General features: G+C 40.9%; 18 protein-coding genes. 14 read left to right on the top strand and 4 right to left on the bottom strand.

The genetic code is table 11. From position 1 onward, the window contains the following. Positions 1-15 precede the first annotated feature (15 nt). The 3 genes from FKV42_RS10900 to FKV42_RS10890 are packed head-to-tail and all read right to left on the bottom strand — an operon-like array spanning position 16 to position 2035. Entirely contained in the window at positions 16-516 is a 501-nt protein-coding gene (locus tag FKV42_RS10900) for a cupredoxin domain-containing protein (protein WP_154810265.1), read from the bottom strand. Positions 517-549: 33 nt separating this feature from the next. Next, positions 550-1215, bottom strand: a complete 666-nt coding sequence (locus FKV42_RS10895; RefSeq protein ID WP_154810264.1) for a metallophosphoesterase family protein — start codon at positions 1213-1215, stop codon at positions 550-552. A gap of 37 nt (positions 1216-1252) precedes the next feature. Next, positions 1253-2035: a TIGR00266 family protein gene (locus FKV42_RS10890; RefSeq protein ID WP_154810263.1), complete on the bottom strand. Its 783-nt coding sequence runs from the start codon at positions 2033-2035 to the stop codon at positions 1253-1255. A 260-nt stretch (positions 2036-2295) separates the two neighbouring features. Between FKV42_RS10890 and FKV42_RS10885 the strand changes: the two genes are divergently transcribed. From FKV42_RS10885 to FKV42_RS10835, 11 genes are all read left to right on the top strand, one after another. Beyond that, complete coding sequence (locus FKV42_RS10885) at positions 2296-3696, top strand: aminotransferase class I/II-fold pyridoxal phosphate-dependent enzyme (protein WP_154810262.1); 1401 nt, start codon at positions 2296-2298, stop codon at positions 3694-3696. A 61-nt stretch (positions 3697-3757) separates the two neighbouring features. Beyond that, complete coding sequence (gene cobD, locus FKV42_RS10880) at positions 3758-5251, top strand: threonine-phosphate decarboxylase CobD (RefSeq protein ID WP_154810261.1); 1494 nt, start codon at positions 3758-3760, stop codon at positions 5249-5251. Beyond that, positions 5221-6231, top strand: coding sequence for a cobalamin biosynthesis protein (locus FKV42_RS10875; RefSeq protein ID WP_230375652.1), 1011 nt, complete (start codon positions 5221-5223; stop codon positions 6229-6231). Before cobD ends, FKV42_RS10875 begins: the two co-directional genes overlap by 31 nt. 112 nt (positions 6232-6343) lie before the next feature. Next, on the top strand, positions 6344-6943 hold the full coding sequence (gene cobZ / locus FKV42_RS10870) for an alpha-ribazole phosphatase CobZ (RefSeq protein ID WP_154810260.1): 600 nt from the start codon (positions 6344-6346) through the stop codon (positions 6941-6943). Continuing rightward, positions 6940-7761, top strand: coding sequence for an adenosylcobinamide-GDP ribazoletransferase (gene cobS, locus FKV42_RS10865; protein ID WP_154810259.1), 822 nt, complete (start codon positions 6940-6942; stop codon positions 7759-7761). Before cobZ ends, cobS begins: the two co-directional genes overlap by 4 nt. Next, positions 7749-8384 carry an NTP transferase domain-containing protein gene (locus FKV42_RS10860; RefSeq protein WP_154810258.1) on the top strand — a complete coding sequence of 212 codons (636 nt, stop codon included), beginning with the start codon at positions 7749-7751 and terminating at the stop codon, positions 8382-8384. Before cobS ends, FKV42_RS10860 begins: the two co-directional genes overlap by 13 nt. A gap of 305 nt (positions 8385-8689) precedes the next feature. Continuing rightward, positions 8690-9547: a formylglycine-generating enzyme family protein gene (locus FKV42_RS10855; RefSeq protein ID WP_154810257.1), complete on the top strand. Its 858-nt coding sequence runs from the start codon at positions 8690-8692 to the stop codon at positions 9545-9547. Between the two features lie 271 nt (positions 9548-9818). Continuing rightward, a complete protein-coding gene (gene ileS, locus FKV42_RS10850; RefSeq protein ID WP_154810256.1) occupies positions 9819-12995 on the top strand; it encodes an isoleucine--tRNA ligase in 3177 nt (1058 codons plus the stop codon). Between the two features lie 7 nt (positions 12996-13002). Continuing rightward, positions 13003-13632: a 6-hydroxymethylpterin diphosphokinase MptE-like protein gene (locus tag FKV42_RS10845; protein ID WP_154810255.1), complete on the top strand. Its 630-nt coding sequence runs from the start codon at positions 13003-13005 to the stop codon at positions 13630-13632. Between the two features lie 99 nt (positions 13633-13731). Then, positions 13732-14835 carry a DUF373 family protein gene (locus FKV42_RS10840; protein WP_154810254.1) on the top strand — a complete coding sequence of 368 codons (1104 nt, stop codon included), beginning with the start codon at positions 13732-13734 and terminating at the stop codon, positions 14833-14835. Further along, positions 14771-15685, top strand: coding sequence for an MTAP family purine nucleoside phosphorylase (locus FKV42_RS10835; RefSeq protein ID WP_230375649.1), 915 nt, complete (start codon positions 14771-14773; stop codon positions 15683-15685). Before FKV42_RS10840 ends, FKV42_RS10835 begins: the two co-directional genes overlap by 65 nt. A 41-nt stretch (positions 15686-15726) precedes the next feature. Here the strand turns inward: FKV42_RS10835 and FKV42_RS10830 are convergent, their stop codons facing one another. Further along, positions 15727-16563, bottom strand: coding sequence for an RAD55 family ATPase (locus FKV42_RS10830; protein WP_230375645.1), 837 nt, complete (start codon positions 16561-16563; stop codon positions 15727-15729). A gap of 154 nt (positions 16564-16717) precedes the next feature. On the opposite strand from FKV42_RS10830, the gene FKV42_RS10825 reads away from it, so the two are divergent. The 3 genes from FKV42_RS10825 to nikR all read left to right on the top strand — a co-directional run bounded on the left by FKV42_RS10825 (position 16718) and on the right by nikR (position 20406). Beyond that, positions 16718-19195, top strand: a complete 2478-nt coding sequence (locus FKV42_RS10825; RefSeq protein ID WP_154810253.1) for a DUF5814 domain-containing protein — start codon at positions 16718-16720, stop codon at positions 19193-19195. A 79-nt stretch (positions 19196-19274) separates the two neighbouring features. After that, positions 19275-19670: a DUF3467 domain-containing protein gene (locus FKV42_RS10820; protein ID WP_230375643.1), complete on the top strand. Its 396-nt coding sequence runs from the start codon at positions 19275-19277 to the stop codon at positions 19668-19670. A gap of 310 nt (positions 19671-19980) precedes the next feature. Beyond that, positions 19981-20406 (top strand): nickel-responsive transcriptional regulator NikR, encoded by a 426-nt coding sequence (gene nikR / locus FKV42_RS10815; protein ID WP_154810252.1) that lies wholly within the window; start codon positions 19981-19983, stop codon positions 20404-20406. Positions 20407-20653 lie beyond the last annotated feature (247 nt).

Genomic DNA, 20653 nt, shown 5'->3' with positions numbered 1-20653 from the left:
CCTGAAGATGCATTCTTATTTAACAATAATGGTTCCCTTCATTCTTCCTTCCCAGCCCAGGACTTTGTATGTATATGTGCCGGTCTCGTTAAATGTATATTTGAAAGATAATCTGTATCCTATGGTTGTATTATCCCAGAGTTCTTCATTGCTTACTAGTGTGAATTGGCGGACCGGATCATTACGGTTGAACCACATTACAGTATCATATTGGTTTATCGTTATGTTGCTTGGCTGAACCAAATAATTTTCCATGTTTAATGTGTATGTTTTTGGTCCCTCATACTCAGTAACTTCCAGCTCTTCATCCTCATCTTCATCAGAAGTAACATCTTCTGTTTCAGTTTCTTCAGCAGAAACGTCATCTGTATTATCTGTAACAGTGTCATTTACATCATCAGTCACTGAATCGTTCATTGATGCATTCTCTTCTGTTGCAGTCTCAGTGTCATCGACACAGCCTGCAACAAGCAGAGAAAGCGATATTAGGAGTATAATTAATAATTTCGCCTTCATTGGATCACCTGCATTATAATATATTTCTGATGGTTAAATAACTTCTCTATCACTTTTTATAAGTTCAACATTTATAATTGGGCTATTATTTTCAATTTCAATATCTATTACAGCAGCAAATCCCAAAGCAGCCATCCCCGGATTGACAATTACAGTTTTTCCTGACTTTTCTATCCCTCTGGCTTCATGGATATGTCCACACACCATCAGGTCTGCCTTATCAAGGAATACGTTGAGTGCTTTGCATCCGACATGCGAATCTCCTACCATATCAAGAACGCCAAAAGGTGGTGTGTGTGTAAGGGTTACAAGTATTTCATCCGCTTTCACATCTTCCAGCATGCGTTTTGTATTCTCTTCAAAATCACATTCCTGCAATTCAAATGGAGTGCAGAATGGTGTAGGATTTGACCCCCCTATTCCTATAAATCTAATGCCATCTATTGATATTGATTTCTTGTGAATGTCAGTGGCTTTTGAATCCTCAATAACTTTAATTATTGATTCATGGTCACAGTTGCCAGGGACAGCAAGTATTCTCTGGTTGAATTTATCAAAAAGATCAAGGGCCTTTTCATCGGGCCCAAAATTTGTGATGTCACCTGCTATTAGTATCAGATCCACATCACCTGCAATCTTTAGCAGTTCTTCTATCTTTGAGTAATTTCCATGTGGATCTGCAATAGCAAACAATCTCATTTTTAATATCTCCGGTTTTGACTCTTGTCATTTCTGCTCAGAAAGAGCGGTCTCCACCAAGTATGCTTCCCAGTGCACTGCTTCCCAAACCGGCAACTCCTGAGGATTCTTCTCTCTGGCTACTGGTAGTGTATCTTGACGCAGCAACAATCCTGTCGGCAAGACGTGAGAACGGCAGACTCTGGAGATATACCTTTCCTGGTCCGGTAAGTGTTGCAAGTACAAGACCTTCGCCTCCAAAGAGTGCGTTCTTGAAACCGCCTGCCCATGTAATATCGTATCCGACAGTTTCCTCAAATGCTGTAAGGCATCCGGTATCAACCCTTATGGTCTCTCCTGCTGCAAGATCTTTCTCGACAATGGTGCCACCTGCATGTACAAAAGCCATTCCATCGCCTTTTAGTCTCTGGAGTATGAATCCTTCGCCTCCAAAAAGACCTGCTCCGATTTTCCTGGTAAGTGCTATTTCGATCTCTATTCCATTTGCGGCGCAGAGGAATGAATCTTTCTGGCAGAGGAAACTGCCTCCGAATTTGCTGAGATCAAGTGGTATTATCTTTCCAGGGTAAGGGGCTCCGAACGCCACATATCCTTTATCTTTTCCTTCATGGACAAAACTTGTGATAAAGAAACTCTCACCTGTAACAGCACGTTTTAAACCTTTTAGCAGGCCACCGCCAGTAGATGTTTCCATTCTGATTCCTGGACCCATGTACATCATTGCACCGGCTTCTGCTCTAACAGCTTCGCTAGGGTCCAGTTCTATCTCTACAAGTTGCATGTCGTCGCCAATAATCTTATAATCAATTTCGTCAGCCATCAATTATCCCTCTGATTCGATCTTTTAATGTTCCTGAAGAACTTGTGATAATGATTTGTGTTACCTGTATTTATTGCTTTATCCTTTTCTATGCATATTGAATGGGGTTTTGCACAACTCAACTTGAATAGTTTAATATAGCTCCTGTGCGTAACCAATTGTTGATAAGTGTGTACCGAAAAAATTTTCCACTTCATTTGAAGCATTATTTACTTGCACTGCAAGCAAGAAATCATGTCGGAAGGACTCGTGAGCTGCCTATGAGATTTAATAAAGCAGAATCAGATATTCTTGATTTCACTTCAAACACGAATCCACTTGGCACACCATTCAATTTTCCGGCAAGTAACCTTGATCTGAATCAAACTGTTTTGAGATCCACAGAAAGGATCGATCAGTATCCTGATAACAGGTATCTTGAACTCAGAAAGGCTGCTGCCTCTTATGTAGGTCATAACATATCTGCGGATAATATCATTCCAGGGAACGGTACATGTGAGCTTCTGCGTCTGATCATGGAAACCGTTGTCAATGAAGAGGATATTGTAATTACCACTTCACCATCATCCGGTGAATATCGTCATATAGCAGAAGTTTTCGGAGCACGTATTCATTCCTTTACTACAGATGAATTATTACATCTTCCAAAAATGACACTGGACAGGGCAAAGGTCATTGTAATCGGAAATCCTAACAATCCGACCGGCCAGCTCATTCCAAAAGATAATCTTTCTGATTTTGCACAAAAATGTGCTGAACATGGTACCCTGCTTATTGTTGACGAATCAGCAATTGAACTGGCTGATCCTGATATGAGTATTGTAGGTCTGACATTGGATAATGATCATCTCTTTGTAATAAGATCCATATCCAATATCACGGCAATGCCAGGTATAAGACTGGCATATGGTATTGCTTCCCTTTCTCTTGCAAATATGCTCAATTCTGCACGTCTTTCATGGAATATTGGTGTGACAGATGAAGCCATAGGTTTAGCTTTCCTGAGTATGGAAGGTGGTCCTCACAGTGAGTACTTAACTAGTTCCCGTAAGTTCATTAAAAATGAAAGGAAATACATAATCAAGCGCTTTTCAGGGATTTATGGTTTTGATCCGGTTGAAAGCAGTACTAATTATATACTTATTGACGTGAAAGATCTATTTCTTGATTCAGCCAGACTCAGTGAAGGGCTGGCTATGCATGGTATATTGATACGGGAATGCAGTGATTTCTTTGACGGAAACAAACGATATGTGAGACTATCAATCCGATCAAGAGATGATTTTGAGAAACTAATACATACCCTTGATACCGTCTTTGCAGAAACCAGCAGGGAAGATGCAAGGGAAAAACTTGAAGAGACCATAGAGCATGGCGGTAGTTCCTCTGCCGGCCGTGGTACTTGTGAATATTATCCCTGTCATTTTACAGGACAGGATTGCACTTTCTGTTTCTGTCCTTTCTATGCATGTGAGGATGAGCGTACAGGAGGAAAATGGATCGAAAGTTCCACCGGAGGGAATGTGTGGAGCTGCGAACATTGTACTATATTGCACAGACCAAAGGTCGCCAAAATGGTGCTTGATGCACTCATGGCAGACGGAGACACTGATGATAATATAAGGAGAGCATGGAAGGAAATCATTGTGCCTCTGCTTTGATTTTGTGAAAATCAACTGAACAGGTTAATATATTTCCTGTTTTCTACATGCTTTGATTATTGTGACAGACCAAAGACCACCTCTTCCGGTAAAGAAATATCTTCTAAGCCTTGATCCATGCGTTCATGGTGGGCTGATAAGAAAAAGTTCCCAGAAATACGGCATTCCAGAATCTGATATCCTTGATGCAAGTGCAAGTCTTAATCCATTAGGAACTCCTTTTGAGCAGCCAGACCCGGAGCTGGATCTGCAGGAGCTTCTTAGTAAAGGGCTTGAAAAACTTGAGCAGTATCCGGACAACCGCTATCTTGAGTACCGTACGGCTGCAGCAGAATTTGTGGGAATGGGAATGACATATGAGAATATCATTCCCGGAAACGGTTCAACTGAGATCATACGACTGGTGGCAGAGTGTGTTGTAGCTGAAGGCGATGTTGTACTAATTCCAAGACCCACTTTCAGTGAATATGAATTGCAGTGCAGTGTCATGGGTGCCAAAATTAAGTACATCGAGCAGGATGATATCTTCGACCTTGAGGATGAGATTCTTGCTGAAGCTAAAATTATCTTTGTATGCAATCCCAATAACCCAACTGGAAAACTATTTGACAAAGAAATGATGGAAAAGCTTGCAGAACAATGTGCAGCCCAAAAGACTATACTCTTTGTAGATGAGGCTTACATTGAACTGGCAGAACCGGAGCAGAGTGTTGCTTATCTTGTAGAAAATAATGATTATCTTTTCATCCAGCGTTCTTTAACAAAATCATTTGCAATTCCTGGAATCAGAATGGGTTTTGGAGTTGCTTCTTCTAAATTTGCATGTGTGCTTAACAATGCAAGACTTTCATGGAACATGGGATGTATTTCAGATACCATTGCAACTGCCCTGCTTAGCATGAAAGGTGGTGTGAACAGCAAATACCTTCTTGATTCAAGGGCTTTCATAGAACAGGAACGTAAGTTCCTTATGACTAAACTCTCTCGTAGAGGGTTCAAACCTGCAGAGAGTTGTGTTAATTATATTTATGTTGATATTACTGATCTCTCACTCAATTCATCAGAACTTGCAGAAAGAATGGCATCTCATGGTGTACTGATACGTGATTGCGAGTCTTTCCAGAATAACGGTAAGAATCACATAAGAGTGGCAATACGTACAAGAGAGGAGAATGAACGTATTGCAGATACGATCCGTCAGGTAATCTATGAATGGGGTAGGGAACAGGCTGAGATACAGCTTCGGGAAAATATAAAGGCTGCTGCAGAATGCGGCCGTAAGGGAAGCAATATTGATTGTGACTATTATCCCTGTCATTTTGAAGAGCAGGACTGTACTTTCTGCTTCTGTCCGTTCTATCCTTGTGAGGACAGCCGCACAGGTGGCAACTGGATAGAAAGCTCAAGTGGTGGTCAGATATGGAGCTGTCTGAACTGTACTATTGTCCATGAGGAAAAGATAGTCGATGACTTATTGTCCATCTTTGTTTCTGAAGGTCTCAGCGATGAAAGTATCAGAAAAGCATGGAAGGAAGTAATGGAGCGCAATCTATGATCCTGCCGGTGCCGGTATATCCAGATACAAGTGAACTGGTGATAGTGCTTCTTCTGGCCTATGTTCTTGATATTGCGGTTGGTGAACCTCCATTCTCAGTCCATCCGGTTGTCTGGATGGGCAGGTTGATAGGTTTTTTCAAAAAGAACATTCCTGCGAACAATCGCAGGATTTACGGGTTATTCATTGGTCTTACCACGATACTTTTCGGGTGTACTATCGCCTATCTTGTAATGTTATTCATGGGCATTGAATCCATTCCGGCAGTTCTTCGTTATCTGGTAGCTGCTTATTTCCTTAAGGCTACATTTGCTATTCGCTGTCTCTACGGTGCAGCTAACGAAGTAAGATCTGAGCTTGATGCCGGTAAACTTGACAGCGCAAGACAGAAACTCTCTATGTATGTGAGCCGTAATACATCAAAACTGGAAGAAGGGCAGGTCTCTTCAGCAATAATCGAGACAACTTCTGAGAACTATGTTGACGGGATACTTTCACCTTTATTGTTCTACGCATGTTTCGGACCTTACGGACTAATAGCAGCGTATGTCTTCAAAGCTACAAGTACCCTGGATTCCATGGTAGGCTACACAGATGAACGTCATCGTGAAGTAGGCTGGTTCTCTGCAAAGTTAGATGATGTGCTCAACTGGATACCTGCGCGTGTGTCTGTGATTTTCCTGTCAGCTGCAACTCTTGTGGTGAGTCTGGTATATCATAAGATCAAAATTCCTGATTACAGGACAGCATTTAAAACAGGTATAAGAGACGGGCTAAAAACACCATCTCCAAATTCAGGTTTTCCAATGGCTTCCATTGCAGGTGCTCTGAAAATAAAACTGGAAAAGCCGAATACCTATGTACTGGGTAATGGTTTTGTTTACCCGGTATCAGAGGACATCAAGCTCACATCATGGATAATCCTTGTGGCAGCGTTCTTTGCGATTGTCGCATCATCAATTATAATTTGGTGTGATTAATGTACAATTGATAAATTATGGTATTGTTTATGTCTAATAATTGAAATTTAGAAATCTAACGATATAATCTCAAACAATAATCTTATTATGAAATCTCCCCGAAGTGATGTCAATGAAATTATCGGATATAGAATCAAAGGACCTGAAAAAGAACCAGTCCAAAGAGCTGGAAGGTGAGATCACCAGGAATATAATCGAGATACTTGAAGAAGAAGGAATAACAGTTCAGATGCTTGTTGACGCTGCTCTTGAGCTCTATGCACCACATCCGGGTATAGAGACCAGAGAACTTGCAGAAAAAAAGTTCCTCAGAGAACTTGATATTGCAGTATCCGATCCGAATCTCTGTCTTCTTATCTATTCCGGTATATTACTTGAAAAAGAGGGCAAAGAAGGCCGTTTACCTAACATTAGCAGAAGTTCATACGAAAAAGACCTGACATTTATCATTGCAGATGAAGTGCTTGGTATGAGTATTTCCAAATATATCAGCGGTGATAAAGGAATGTTTGAATTTGTACGTTTTGACAAACAAAAACCAGGAATTCTTGCTGAACTTGGTCCTTTCATGGATGACATAATCGGTGGTCTTATAGGTGGAGTTTCTGCCAACATGTATACCAGGGCAATGGCAGAAGCTGCTGAAAAGACTAAAAATGAAAACAAAAAGAAAAATGATCCGGAAAACAAAAGTGATGTGATCGCAGGATGAATGGATTCTTATTAGCTCTGCGGTCCAGTTTCGGATTCCTTTCAACAATTCCTGTAGGTATTACAATGGAAGGGCTTGATGAGTTCTTCAAGAGAACATACCTGCATCTTGTAGTGGGGATTGTACTTGGATTATTGATGGGTGCAGTTGCATACCTTCTTGTAAGTTATCTTCCGATCTACATTGCTGCTGTGTTTGTAATAGTATTTGTTTATTATATTACAGGACTGAACCACCTGGATGGAATGGCTGACCTTGGTGACGGTCTGACTGCACATGGTTCTGTGGAAAAGAAACTCAAAGCACTTAAGGACATGTCCCTTGGAATAGGCGGTGTTGCCTACGCATCCCTTACTATTATTGCATTCTATGCGACCCTTGTGGCATTAAATGAGCAGTCTTTAATTGTATATTCATCTGCTGCCGATGTGGCAAAAATCTTCTTCTTTGCGATGTTCGTGTCAGAGATTAGTGCTATGCAATCCATGCTCACAGTTGCTGCATTTGGCAGATCCATACACGAAGGACTTGGCTCAATACTTGTCAAGAATACCACAGTACCTAAATATCTTATGGGATTTTTAATTGGTATTGTTGCCTGTGTCGCAATGTCATTTTACCTGGGTTTTGGTATGAATGGCATAATTCCTTTCATTGCAGCTATATTAGCAACTTTTGTTTTGATCAATATTAGCAACAGACATCTTGGTGGTGTAAATGGTGATGTTATCGGTGCTTCCAATGAAGTTGGAAGGGTAATTGCACTTATCGCCGTGACACTGGTAGTGATGTATGGAGGTATTGTTTGGACGCTATAATAATGGCAGGGGGATTTGGAAGCAGGTTAGGTATGGGGGAAAAACCCTTTGTCGATCTACTTGGAAAACCTTTGATATCATATGTGATAGATGCACTGCAAAAAACAGAAAGTATAGATGATATCTATGTTGCCGTATCTCCGGCAACACCTAAAACAGCATCTTATATAGAGGAAAAGTATGAGGGGAAGGTACAGGTAATCCCAACAGGTGGAGGTAATTATGTTGGTGACATGGTTTATGCGGTAAAAGTTGCCTGTATAAACAAACCGCTAATGATTCTCATGTCTGATTTACCATTGCTTAGTCCTGCTCTTCTTGAAAAGGTTATTGCTGAATACAAAGTATGTGGTAAACCTGCTATGTCAATATTTTCTCCAATATCCGTTTGTAAAAGTCTTGGTATAAGGCCGGACACGGTGTTTAACTGGGATGGCGAAGGAAAGCTGATAGTTCCTTCAGGCGTTAATATAATGGATGGTAAAGATGTCGAGCATGAACAGGAATATGTCAGCCTTGTGATGGATGATATTGAATTTGCTTTAAATGTCAATACAGTTGATGACCTGAAAAGATGCAAAGAGATGATTCTTGAAAGGGATGCAAAATCGATCAAGAACTAAATTAAAGATACGTAATGAAAAAACATTGCTTGATGATATTTACTTATAATGTGCACATTTTATATTCTATCATCTCTAATACTTTCAGGCAGATTAGAATTATCTCTATGTGAGGTGGTTGGAGGACTCACAGGCACCTTTTATTCTTTAAAAGGTGCCATTTAGCTCATTTCTGTATTTCATATCATTTTTCGGTATTTTATAACTAATTTTTCATAATAAACCAAAGCATTTAAATCAGGTTTTGGACAAAAATCAACATTATTTCGGTTGTTATTATAGTAAATACATATGAGGATAGGTTTATGATCAAAAGATCTTACATGACTTTTATTATGTGTCTTGTGCTTCTGGCTGCAGTCCTGGCAAGTGGTTGTACCGGTTCCGATGACACTGTAAATGATGATGCGCAGGAAGTTGTAGAGGATGTAACCTCGGCTCCTGAAGAAACAGAGGTTGATGACAGTACATTCACCAATTCAATTGATATGGAATTTGTGAAGATATCTGCTGGTGATTTCCTGATGGGCGCTCCTGAAGATGAGCAGTACAGTGATAGGGCAGAAAGACCAGTTCATCAGGTGACCATTGGAAATGATTTCTATATCGGAGCCTATGAAGTAACCCAGAATCAATGGGAAGAAGTTATGGGTGAGAATCCTTCTTACTTCACAGGTGATGGCGACCTTCCTGTAGAGAAAATTTCCTGGACAGCTGCCAATGAGTTCATTGAAGCTCTCAATGAGATGGAGGGAACTGATAGCTACAGGCTTCCTACTGAAGCAGAGTGGGAATATGCCGCAAGAGCAGGCACAGACACTGCTTTCTCATTTGGCAATGATACTTCAATGATGGTTGATTATGGTTGGTTCGATGACAATTCAGAGGACAAGACCCAACCAGTTGGTATGAAGGAAGCAAACCCATGGGGTCTTTATGATGTGCATGGAAACGTTGCTGAATGGGTACAGGACGAATATCACAGTAATTACAATAAAGCACCGACTGACGGTAGTGAGTGGACAGGCGGTGTAGATAGAAGAGTAATTCGTGGTGGAAGCTGGGAAAATGCAGAAGAGAATTGTCGTTCTGCTGTCAGGGACAGTATTGGTGAAGGAAGCCGCATGAATTACATTGGTTTCCGTCTTGTTAAGGAGATATGATATCTGTAATGGATATCTCCTTTTTTCTTTATTTTCTGTAATTGATTTTTCAAATCCGTTTTTATCTCCAATTCGAAACTTTTATGTATGATTCATAATACCCGTAGTTGAAAGTATTCAGGCGGCTTAGGCGATAGTATCAGCAGAATGCAGATTCATGATGCAATATATTTAAATTCAATATTGCAGTAGGATAAGCACGATAGGTTTACACAAAGTGTTTACATATATTCAGATTAATCAAAATTCACATTCATATGGAGAATCCTAAATGATAGAGGAGATCACCAACCAGTATGACCCAAAGAAAATAGAGGAGAAGGTACATGCTCTCTGGAACGAGACGAGTGCCTATTCCAAGGTACGTGAGCACAGAAAAGGTGGTAAAAAGTTCTTTTTCGTAGATGGTCCACCATATACAACCGGACATATTCACCTGGGAACAGCCTGGAACAAGATTATCAAGGACTCCATTTTAAGATACCGTTCCATGAACGGTTTTGATATCATTGACCGTGCAGGCTGGGATATGCATGGTCTTCCTATCGAAGTAAAAGTGGAAGGTGCATTAGGTTTCACATCCAAGAAGGACATTGAGAGTTATGGTGTAGGCAATTTCATAGAAAAATGTAAGGAATTCGCTCTAAATCAGAAAGATGACATGACAGAGCAGTTCCAGGATCTTGGAGCATGGCTTAACTGGGAAGACCCTTACATGACTCTCAAGGATGAATACATCGAAGCTGCCTGGTGGACAATGAAACAGGCACAGGAGAAAAACCTCCTTGATCAGGGTAAGCGTGTTGTCAACTGGTGTCCACGTTGTGAAACTGCTATTGCAGATTCCGAAGTAGAATATGAGGAAAGAAAAGATCCATCCATATTCGTAAAATTCCCGATAATAGGCGAGGAAAACACCTTTGTGGTTATCTGGACCACAACACCATGGACCATTCCTTCCAACGTAGCAGTTGCTGTACATCCTTCTTTTGAGTACTCAAAAGTAAAGGCAGTAAATTCTGAAAGTAAAGAGGAAACTCTTATAGTCGCTTCAGACCTTGTTGAGAATGTACTCAAGAAGGGAAGATACGTTGATTATGAAGTCCTTGAAACAATGCTTGGTGAGGACCTCACATCACTCTCATACGAAAGTCCGATAGCTGACAAGGTGCCAAAACAGGCCGAGATGAAACACAGCATCTATCTTGCAGACTTTGTAACTGCAGAGAATACAGGTTGTGTACACATTGCTCCCGGCCATGGTATGGACGACTTTGAAGTTGGGAAGAAGAACGATCTACCTATATTCTGTCCTGTGGGATCAGATGGTCGTTACACTGAAGAAGCCGGTGAATATGCAGGAATGCACATCCGTGAAGCTAACAAAGTAGTCATTGAAGACCTCATTGAACGTGGCAATCTTTTGTCCGAAGGAACCATTGAACACAGGTACGGACACTGCTGGCGTTGTAAGACACCTATCATCTACCTTGCTACTGAACAGTGGTTTATCAAGATTGGTGAACTCAAGGAACAGATGCTCTCAGAAATAGAAAAGGTAAAATGGTATCCTGAATGGGCAGGTTCAGCAAGGTTCAAGGATTGGGTAGAGGGAGCACGTGACTGGTGTGTTTCCCGTCAGAGATACTGGGGTATTCCGATACCTGTCTGGAAATGTAACAGCTGTGGCAAGATGCATGTTGTCGGTACCAAGGAAGAACTTCAGGAAATGTCCGGCGTCAGTGATGATATCGAGCTTCACAGGCCATATGTAGATGAGATTTTGCTTGATTGTGAATGTGGCGGCAAGATGAAGCGTGTTGAAGATGTTTTCGATGTATGGTTTGATTCTGCCGTAGCTTCATGGGCAACACTCAGGTTCCCACAACAGACCGAAGATTTCGAAAAATGGTGGCCCGCCGACTTTATCACAGAAGGACAGGATCAGACCCGTGGGTGGTTCTACTCACAGCTTGGTGCAAGTATGGTCGCTTTCGGCAAGGCACCTTACAAGAGTGTGCTTATGCATGGATTCACTCTTGACAGTGAGAGCAAGAAAATGTCAAAAAGCCTTGGTAACGTGGTAGCTCCAGGCGATGTAATTGAACAGTTCGGTGCTGATACTCTGCGTAGTTTTGTATTATCATCAAGTGCTCCATGGGATGATCTTAAATTCGTAAGCAATGAACTTGGCAATATAAACAGGACCATCAATATTCTGTGGAACGTTTACCGTTTCCCATTACCTTACATGGTGCTTGATAAATTCGATCCGGCACAGGTTTCACTTGAATCTGTCACTCCTCATCTGCGTAAAGAGGACAGATGGATACTCTCAAGAGCCCAGTCACTTGTTGCTGAGGTTGATGATGCAATGTCAAAGTGCACATTGCATAGGGCACTCAGGTCAATTAATGAATTCGTTCTTGAAGACCTTTCAAGATGGTATATCCAGCTTATCAGGCCAAGGACATGGGTAGAAGCAGATGACCCTGACAAGCTTGCTGTCTATCGTGTGCTTTATGATGTATTTGTATTAACAGCAAAGGTAATCGCTCCATTCATGCCACACCTGGCAGAGGAAATGTACCAGAACCTTGTCAGAAATGTTAATCCGGATGCACCGGTCACAATTCACATGAACGACTGGCCACAGGTAGATGAAAGCCTTGTAGACAAAGACCTTGAAGCTCATATGGATATGGTTCGCTCAATTGTGGAATCCGCATCCAATGCACGTCAGAAGGTCGGAAGAAAACTCAGGTGGCCTGTATCACGCATAGTTCTCAGTCCTGTAAACCAGCAGGCAGCAGATGCGGTTACAAACCTGAAATCCGTACTCATGGACCAGACCAACTCAAAGGACATTGTACTCACTGGAGTAGGCGAGTCCTGGGATGAACTTGGATTTGAGGCAAATCCTGATCCCGGAAAGATAGGTCCGGTATTCAAGGGTGATGCTGGCAAGGTTATCGGTGCAATTAAGCAGGCAGATGCAATGCAGCTTAAGAAAACACTTGCTCTGGAAGACCAGTTCGAGCTGGAAATTCCGGGCGGAACTGCACTGATCAAACCTGAAATGGTCAACTTCATAGAGACACTCCCAGAAATGGTTGCAAGTGCGCAGTCAAGTGCAGGTATAATCTATGTGGACGCGAACCTTACCCGTGAGATCGAATCCGAAGGTTATACCAGGGAAGTTATCCGCAGGGTGCAGGACATGAGAAAAGAACTCAACCTTGCTGTTGATGACAATATCAAGTCCCACATACAGATCAACGATGAAAGGGTACTTGATTTGGTACTTGATAGAGAACAGTTCATTGCAAAAGAAACCCGTGCAAACGTTCAGGTCATTGGCCTTGATGTTGACACAGCGGGTTCACTTGAAAAGGACTGGGATGTCGAAGGAATATCCATGACCATCGGCATTTCAAAGGCAAACTGAGGTTATAATGGACTTTAATGAATGGGAACCCATTTACGAGTCCATACTAAATGACATGGGCTTTAGCAGGGAAGGTGATGAGCAGGCTGCTCACATCCTCTCTGATATGCTCAATTCCTCTAATTCTGCTGATCTTTCCGAATTAAAAATCCTTATTGAAGGGAAAGATATTCTTGTATGCGGAAATGCTCCTGTTCTTGCACAGGATCTTGAACTGGTAAACCCAAAAGATTTTGTGATAATAGCAGCTGATGGAGCTACTGCTGTACTTGTTGACAGGGAAATTATTCCGGATATCATAGTAACCGATCTTGACGGTGATGTTGAAAAAGAGATTATTGCCAACAAAGCCGGATCAATAATAGTAGTACATGGTCACGGGGACAACATTGACAAACTCAATAACTTTGTTCCACAACTTAACAGGATCATTGGCAGTACCCAGGCATCTCCTCTGGATAATGTTTTCAATTTTGGTGGTTTCAGTGATGGAGACAGATGTGCGTATCTGGCAAAGGAACTCGGTGCGGCCAGTATAACTCTTGTTGGATTCGATTTTGATGATGAGAATGTTGATCCCATTAAGAAGAAAAAACTGAAATGGGCTCGTCTGCTAATTGAAAAACTCAACAAATGACTTTTTTGAAACTCAATTTATCTTTTTTCCAAGTTACTCACAGGTATCGTTTTATCAGAATCTATTTATATTTTCGTTATAAATATCTACAGGAGTTGAATGCAAACACTGGTAATCTGTATTGACAGGGACAATGACCTTGGAGACAAAGCAAATGTACGTGCTCCTCTTATAGGCAGGGAAGCAAATATAGAGGCAGCAGTGAAACTTGCAACAGCAGACCCTGAAGATTCGGATACAAATACGATTTTCGGTGGAGTCAAGATACTTGATGAGCTACTGGCAAAAGGAGTCGATGCTGAGATAATCACTCTTGCAGGCGATCGGAATATAGGTATTATATCCGACCAGAAAATAGCAAACCAACTCGACATATTACTGAAAAAGTTCCCTGCAGAATCTGCAATATTCGTTTCCGATGGTGCCGAGGATGAAACGCTTTTGCCAATTGTCCAGTCAAGGATGAAGATCGATTCTGTCAGGCGTATTGTGGTAATGCAGAGTGCGAATCTTGAAAGTACTTATTACATAATTAAACACGCATTCAATGATCCGAAAATATCCCAGACATTCTTTGTCCCGCTGGGTCTTGCGGCTCTTATCTATGCATTTTTCCTTCTAATTGACTACTCTCAGGGTGCCATAATTGGTATTCTGGCGGCTGTTGGTCTTTACATGCTTTACAGAGGTTTCAGTGACACAGTGGATCTTTACTGGGAGAAACTGAAGGATTCTTTCTACTCAGGCAGGCTGACTTTTTTCACCTATGCAGCAGCAGCCCTGATGATGTTGATAGGCACTCTGGTAGGGCTTATGGGTGTATGGTCACTTTATACTTCACAGGGAATATGGTATTACGGAATTATCCCACTAATTACATCTTTCATTTATGATACCATCTGGATATACGTACTGGCAGTTCTGTTTGCAGATGCTGGTAAGATCATTGATTGCAAACAACGCTCAGAACCAACTGGTAAGTATATGAGTCCTGCATTATTTGTCACGTCGTTGGGATTCCTTCTTTGGGGGGCCACACGCTATCTTATATCCATAGATCCAGTGATGGGCGGAGCAGAGACAGGCCTGCAAACCGGCTTACAGATATTTGTATATTCAATTGTGTTTGCCATAATTCTTGCACTGGCAGGAATCAGGGTTTCCAACAGACCGCAGGGAAAAGGAAAAAAATCAAAAAGGTAGGAACATGCAGGACAAAGAACTCAATTGTCTCGTCTCTCCGGATAGTTCACAGGATTATAAGAATGATCTGAAGGATTTCAGGGATCTTGATCTTCAGGCTGCTTTAATTGGTGGTGTTGCATTTCCTTCCGAAGAGGTGTCAGATGAATTAATTGTCAGTACTCCTTATGGTGATGTGACCGTCTATCTAAGTAATATTGGTGAAAAGAATGTAGCATTGTTACCGAGACATTCGGGCGACAATGGCCACCTGCCACCCCATATGATTAATTACAGGGCAAATATTTACGCAATATACGAACTTGGAATTTCACGTGTGATCTCTACAAATTCAGTAGGAACTATGAAGAACCATCCAATTGGGAGTTTCTTCCTGCCGGAAGACTTCGTGGATATGACACGCACTCGTCCGTCTACATTTTACAATGACAGAACCGTTCATGCTGATGTAACTGAACCATACTGTCCTGAGATAAGGAATCTAATGGCAGATTATCTTGAAAGGAATAATATCGGTTATTCTGAAGGGGTTTATGTCTGTACCGAAGGCCCGCGCTTTGAGACCAGAGCTGAAATACGCATGATGAGGCAGTTCGGTGATGTGGTTGGCATGACCGGTCTTCCCGAAGCAGTTCTTGCAAAGGAGATGAACATGTGTTATGCATCCATCTGCACGATCACCAATAATGCATGTGGCCTTGGTAATGGAAAAATGACTGTTAGTGATGTCCTTGATACGCTTGATAAAATTAAAGAAAGGTTGCAGGATATTCTGGCCAGCGTCATTTGTGAACTTCCTGAGAATCCATCATGTAATTGCAGATATGCATGTTGTGACGCTGAACTTTAAACTGTTTTAATTAACCATATCCATTTTAATTTATTATCCAATCAGGCGATATCTCTTGAAGTATCGATCTGGACACCCTCGCCAATCTTGAACTTAATGATCTCAGTGCTAGGTACCATTCCTCTTATTTTAGGAATTGCCAGTTTGTTTACTACCTTGTCAGCTCCCTGGTCAAGTAGGGATTCGAATATAACGTCACATAGACTGTAAGTGAAAGCCTTGAGATTCTCATTGGCAGTGCAGGTTGATCCATAAAGATAAGTAAGGCAATTAAGTTCCTTTGTAGTTTCATATATGACATTAATTAACTGTTTTATGAGTCCCTTGTTAGCTTTGAGTCCTGTAAAGAAACAAAATGAATCAAAGATTATGTTTACGTCCTCTCCACTGGAGTCATTTGCAATGTTTCGTAGATTGTATTCAGTGAATTCCAGTATTTTTGAATCAATGAACTCATTATTCAGATTATCTGATATTTCTCCGCATGAAGTGCAATAATATTCGCTATATATATCTACGAATATTATGTTTGAAGGGTCAAAACCAAGGTTAATAACGTCATTAAGTACGTATCCTGGTCTCCTGTTGCTTGTGAAGTAATATGTTTTTCTGGATTGAGTGAACTGATATAGAAAAACCTCAGACATAGAACGGGAATCAGCTGAAAAAAATGTAAGTGACCCTGCTGGCAGTCCTCCTCCAAGTGTTCTGTCCAGAACAGATATGCCTGTTGATTTCAGGTTAACTCCTATGTGTATTACCTGGTTTTTATCCGGATTTCGGATGCTGTCATAAAGCGAGCTTTCAGCATTATCTGCGGATTCTCCTGTATCAGGAGTAGTATTTTCGTATTCTAACATGTTTTCAGGATCCAGCATAGTATGTCCTCTTTTATGCAATTATTATATTATGATTAATATTATAAAACTCTTCTTTTACGATTTAGATGACATGCAATAATATTGTGAATGTCCTTTTTTCTGTCATCGGTACCAATAGTTTTTATAAACTGAAAGTCATCAATGTGCAGCAATGACTCTCTGGATACTTGCAAGCCCTGAAAGGTCTAAGATAATTATTCTGCCAATACGGGATAAGAAGAAGGTTCCTCTTTTTGTCGGTGAACTCATCCTGAGGCATACTGATGCAGGTCCCCGGCCTCATAAATTCAAAGTCAAAAGTGATGGCAAAGGTGAATACAGGCCGCCTTCCGAATTCATTGATCTTTTGAGAATTGCTGAGCGTATTATGATAGCAAAGGGCGGTGACGAGAAACATACAGCAGAGTTTGCTGAAATGCTCCAGGGATTCCAGCTAAGTGCTGATGTCGTTAATGCATGCAGGTTCTGTCTTTTAAAGAACAGGTTCAATTTCCTGAACAGGCGCTCCATTAAATATCACAGGGATAAGATATGCGAAGATTGTGCCAGGGAAGAGCTTTACAGGATGCTTAAGAGTTCCCATGTGAACTATGCTGATGAGGCCTGTCAGAGATTTGAGGAGATCATGCTCAAGACAAAGGACCTTGACCGCACAATGGCCATGGTAAGTCCTGAAGACCTTGATCGCGAGCTTACGAGGTTTGATTCCATTGCAGCAAACACAGAGGTTCCTACAGGAAAAATAAAGCCTCTTCCTTTGCATAAAAGTTTTAAGAAGATATTGCTGGCAAAATCCGATACTCTTCTGCCAGTTCAGTCACTATCCATAGAAAATGGTCTTTTAAAGGGCCAGAACCAGCTTGTAACTTCCGTGACAGCTACCGGAAAGACACTGATAGCAGAACTTGCGGGTATTGAGAATATACTGCGTGGTAAAGGACGCATGCTCTATCTTGTGCCTCTTGTGGCTCTTGCAAACCAGAAATACGACCAGTTCACAAAACGATATTCTCCAATTGGACTTAAAACATCCATCAGGGTTGGCAGTGCTCGTATCAAAACCGCCAAAAACGCTTCTATGAAGAGAACTCTGGATTCTGAGATAATTGTGGGAACTTATGAAGGACTGGATTATCTTCTCAGAACAGGCAGTGCCGACTTGCTGGGACAGATTGGTACTGTGGTTATTGACGAGGTGCACACCATTGAGGATTCTGAAAGAGGACATCGACTTGATGGTGTTATTGGAAGGCTGAAATATGTTGCTCCCAGTGCCCAGTTCATCTATCTGTCTGCTACCGTGGCAAAGCCGAAGTTGCGTGCAAAGCAGTTTGGTGCAAGACTTGTGGAATATGAATATCGCCCTGTGCCAATAGAGAGGCACCTTATTCTATGTCCTGAACATTCCAAAAATAAGATTATGACACGGCTTGTGAGGGAGGAATTTGCAACCACGTCATCAAAAGGACATAAAGGACAGACCATTATATTTACTAATTCAAGGAGGAACTGCCACCGTATAGCTGAAGCACTTCCGATATCTGCTGCCCCTTATCATGCAGGTCTTACAAGTCAGGAACGAAAAAAGACTGAGATAGCATTCCTTAAAGGAAAATTACCTGTTGTGGTTACAACCGCCGCACTTGCTGCCGGTGTTGATTTCCCTGCTTCACAGGTTATATTTGAATCTCTTGCAATGGGTATTGAGTGGCTCACTATGCAGGACTTCCTCCAGATGCTTGGACGTGCAGGAAGGCCGGATTACCACGACCGTGGTCAGGTTGTGCTACTGTCTGTTCCGAATAAGAAGTATTCAGGTGATAAGGGTGATACAGAGGATGCTGTTGCCCTGAAATTGCTTAAAGGTGAGATGGAGCATACTAAAGTTGAGTATGGGGAAGACGAACAGCTAGAGGAAGTTCTTGCTTCGGTTGCTGTGACTTCTTCAAAGAAAGACCTGGAAAAAATTCATTCATCTATGCTGGCAGATTTTAATGTCAATTACCTGCTTGAAAAGCTTGCCAAGAATAAGTTCATTCATAAAAAAGGAGATTTTGTATCTCTCACTAAATTTGGTAAGATAGCAGCAGGACATTTCCTGTCAGTTTCAAAGGCATTTCTCATACGCGATTCTGTTCTTGTGGAACAGGATCCGATCGTTACGGTTTCTAATCTTGAATTCTTTGATTCGGTCTATTACAAGTATGCTAATCGTATTTCTTCGGCTCTGAATGTAAATCTTCCTTCAAGGGTGTTCCAGGGCGCTTCTCTGGATATTCTTTTTGAAGGGGAGAATATGGATAAACTGGATATTACCTTGCGTGACCAGTTATTCGAGTTTGCGGCTGATTTTTTGACCTGTAATTGCCGCGATTCTCCATATTGTGGCTGTGCAGAACGTAAGTTCTCTGAGAAGATAATTTCTATCAGAGCGGAAGGATATGAGCCAGAGGGTATTGTAAGGAAGCTTGAGCACCTTTATGGCGTTACGGCTTATCCGGGTGATGTGCTTGGATATCTTGACAATGTGGTGCGCAACCTTGAGGCTGTTGAAATGATAGCCGGGGCTTATTCTAAGCGTGATATTTCGGCAAAGGCTAAGAGTTTAAGAAAGCAGGTTGAGGGATAAACTGTTTTTCTCTTGCGTGTGATATCAAAAATTATAATAGTTATGTTGTCAGATTAGACTGCTGGGAGGATATGATATTATGGACAAAGAAAAAAACGAAGGTGTTGTAATGAGTGATAAACCGGAAGATGCTAAGAAAAAGAAAACTGTAAGAATAGAGCTTCACAAACCTGAGGATTTCAAGCAGGTGTACTCTATCGGTGCTGTGGGCGGCCACAGTCCATATGATTTCAGAATTGGTTTTTACAATGATATGCCAATGGCAACTAACAAGTCAGGAGAGCAGGTAATCCAGAGAAGGCTTGAGACCGAGGTAATTATGTCACCTCTGGCAGCCGTGGAACTTGTGCGCTGGCTGAATCAGCACATTCAGAATTATGAAGCTGCATTTGGTCCGATAGCAAGACCACAGGTAGGTGTAAAAAAGAAGCCAGAGGCTGTGCAGGACAGCACTGAGATACAGGGATATATGTGAATTCCAGTTGTATCAGTTCAATAGATTTTCGAAATGTGAATAGAATCTATTAATAGATTCACTCATTCCTTCTTTTTGAAAATATTATCTACTTTTGTTAGTTACTTTTTAATTTGTATTTTAAGTCCTCACTCGCAGATTATATGGCTTGAGTGATACAACTATCAATTTTTGTTGTTTTACAAAATTAAAGTTACATAATAATTAGTAACACAAAAAATTATAAATAACATATTATATGTATAGTTTATTGTTATTTTAGTATTATGTAACAAACCAAAAATGCTTCTCTATTTGTTAAGTGATTAAAATGGAATCAGAATTAACTCGTATAGGCGTTTCAATGCCTGAAAATATTCTCACGAAATTTGACACTATTATTAAAGACAGAGGCTATTCATCTCGTTCAGAAGGCATAAGAGACACGCTTAGAACCTACATAAACTATCATGAATGGATGAATGTTATACACGGAAGACGCTTTGCTACAATTTCATTGATTTATGACCACAATAAGTATGGTCTCACAGAGGCTCTGGCTGAAATCAAAATCGATTACTATTCAATTATCAAATCATCAATCCATATACATATTGAAGATAACCTGTTTTTAGAAGTCCTTATTCTGGATGGTGAGGGTGAAGATATTAAAATGGTAGCTGAAAGAGCTATTGCACTAAAAGGAGTAAATTATGTTAAACTAAACACAGCTACTCCATCAGAAAATATGAGTTAATTGCAGGATTTTTCATTTTTCTATTATTCATGGAAGTTAGATAATTCTTCTTAATTCACCACATATGTAGTACTATCTTGATTATTTCAAGATTTCAATTATTTAATGATATTCCTTTGCTTGCTATGTTTTTTATTTTGATCTCTTTTTTGAGTATTACTTTAATAATCTAAATACAAATTAATTGTTATTTTTAACTTAATTCGTAACATTAATATACGAAGAATGTTTACTATAGCAAGACAGG

Source organism: Methanolobus vulcani (genome assembly GCF_006546655.1).
Classification (GTDB): Archaea; Halobacteriota; Methanosarcinia; order Methanosarcinales; family Methanosarcinaceae; genus Methanolobus; species Methanolobus vulcani_A.
Note: the sequence above shows the minus strand (reverse complement) of the source record. Positions and strands in the feature narration are given on the sequence as shown.

Bases quoted from the DNA above. Each gene is read 5' to 3' on its own strand.
- FKV42_RS10900 (WP_154810265.1), bottom strand. From the start codon at position 516: ATGAAGGCGAAATTATTAATTATACTCCTAATATCGCTTTCTCTGCTT.
- FKV42_RS10895 (WP_154810264.1), bottom strand. From the start codon at position 1,215: ATGAGATTGTTTGCTATTGCAGATCCACATGGAAATTACTCAAAGATA.
- FKV42_RS10890 (WP_154810263.1), bottom strand. From the start codon at position 2,035: ATGGCTGACGAAATTGATTATAAGATTATTGGCGACGACATGCAACTT.
- FKV42_RS10885 (WP_154810262.1), top strand. From the start codon at position 2,296: ATGAGATTTAATAAAGCAGAATCAGATATTCTTGATTTCACTTCAAAC.
- FKV42_RS10875 (WP_230375652.1), top strand. From the start codon at position 5,221: ATGGAAGGAAGTAATGGAGCGCAATCTATGATCCTGCCGGTGCCGGTA.
- cobZ (WP_154810260.1), top strand. From the start codon at position 6,344: ATGAAATTATCGGATATAGAATCAAAGGACCTGAAAAAGAACCAGTCC.
- cobS (WP_154810259.1), top strand. From the start codon at position 6,940: ATGAATGGATTCTTATTAGCTCTGCGGTCCAGTTTCGGATTCCTTTCA.
- FKV42_RS10855 (WP_154810257.1), top strand. From the start codon at position 8,690: ATGATCAAAAGATCTTACATGACTTTTATTATGTGTCTTGTGCTTCTG.
- ileS (WP_154810256.1), top strand. From the start codon at position 9,819: ATGATAGAGGAGATCACCAACCAGTATGACCCAAAGAAAATAGAGGAG.
- FKV42_RS10845 (WP_154810255.1), top strand. From the start codon at position 13,003: ATGGACTTTAATGAATGGGAACCCATTTACGAGTCCATACTAAATGAC.
- FKV42_RS10840 (WP_154810254.1), top strand. From the start codon at position 13,732: ATGCAAACACTGGTAATCTGTATTGACAGGGACAATGACCTTGGAGAC.
- FKV42_RS10830 (WP_230375645.1), bottom strand. From the start codon at position 16,563: ATGCTGGATCCTGAAAACATGTTAGAATACGAAAATACTACTCCTGAT.
- FKV42_RS10825 (WP_154810253.1), top strand. From the start codon at position 16,718: ATGACTCTCTGGATACTTGCAAGCCCTGAAAGGTCTAAGATAATTATT.
- FKV42_RS10820 (WP_230375643.1), top strand. From the start codon at position 19,275: ATGGACAAAGAAAAAAACGAAGGTGTTGTAATGAGTGATAAACCGGAA.
- nikR (WP_154810252.1), top strand. From the start codon at position 19,981: ATGGAATCAGAATTAACTCGTATAGGCGTTTCAATGCCTGAAAATATT.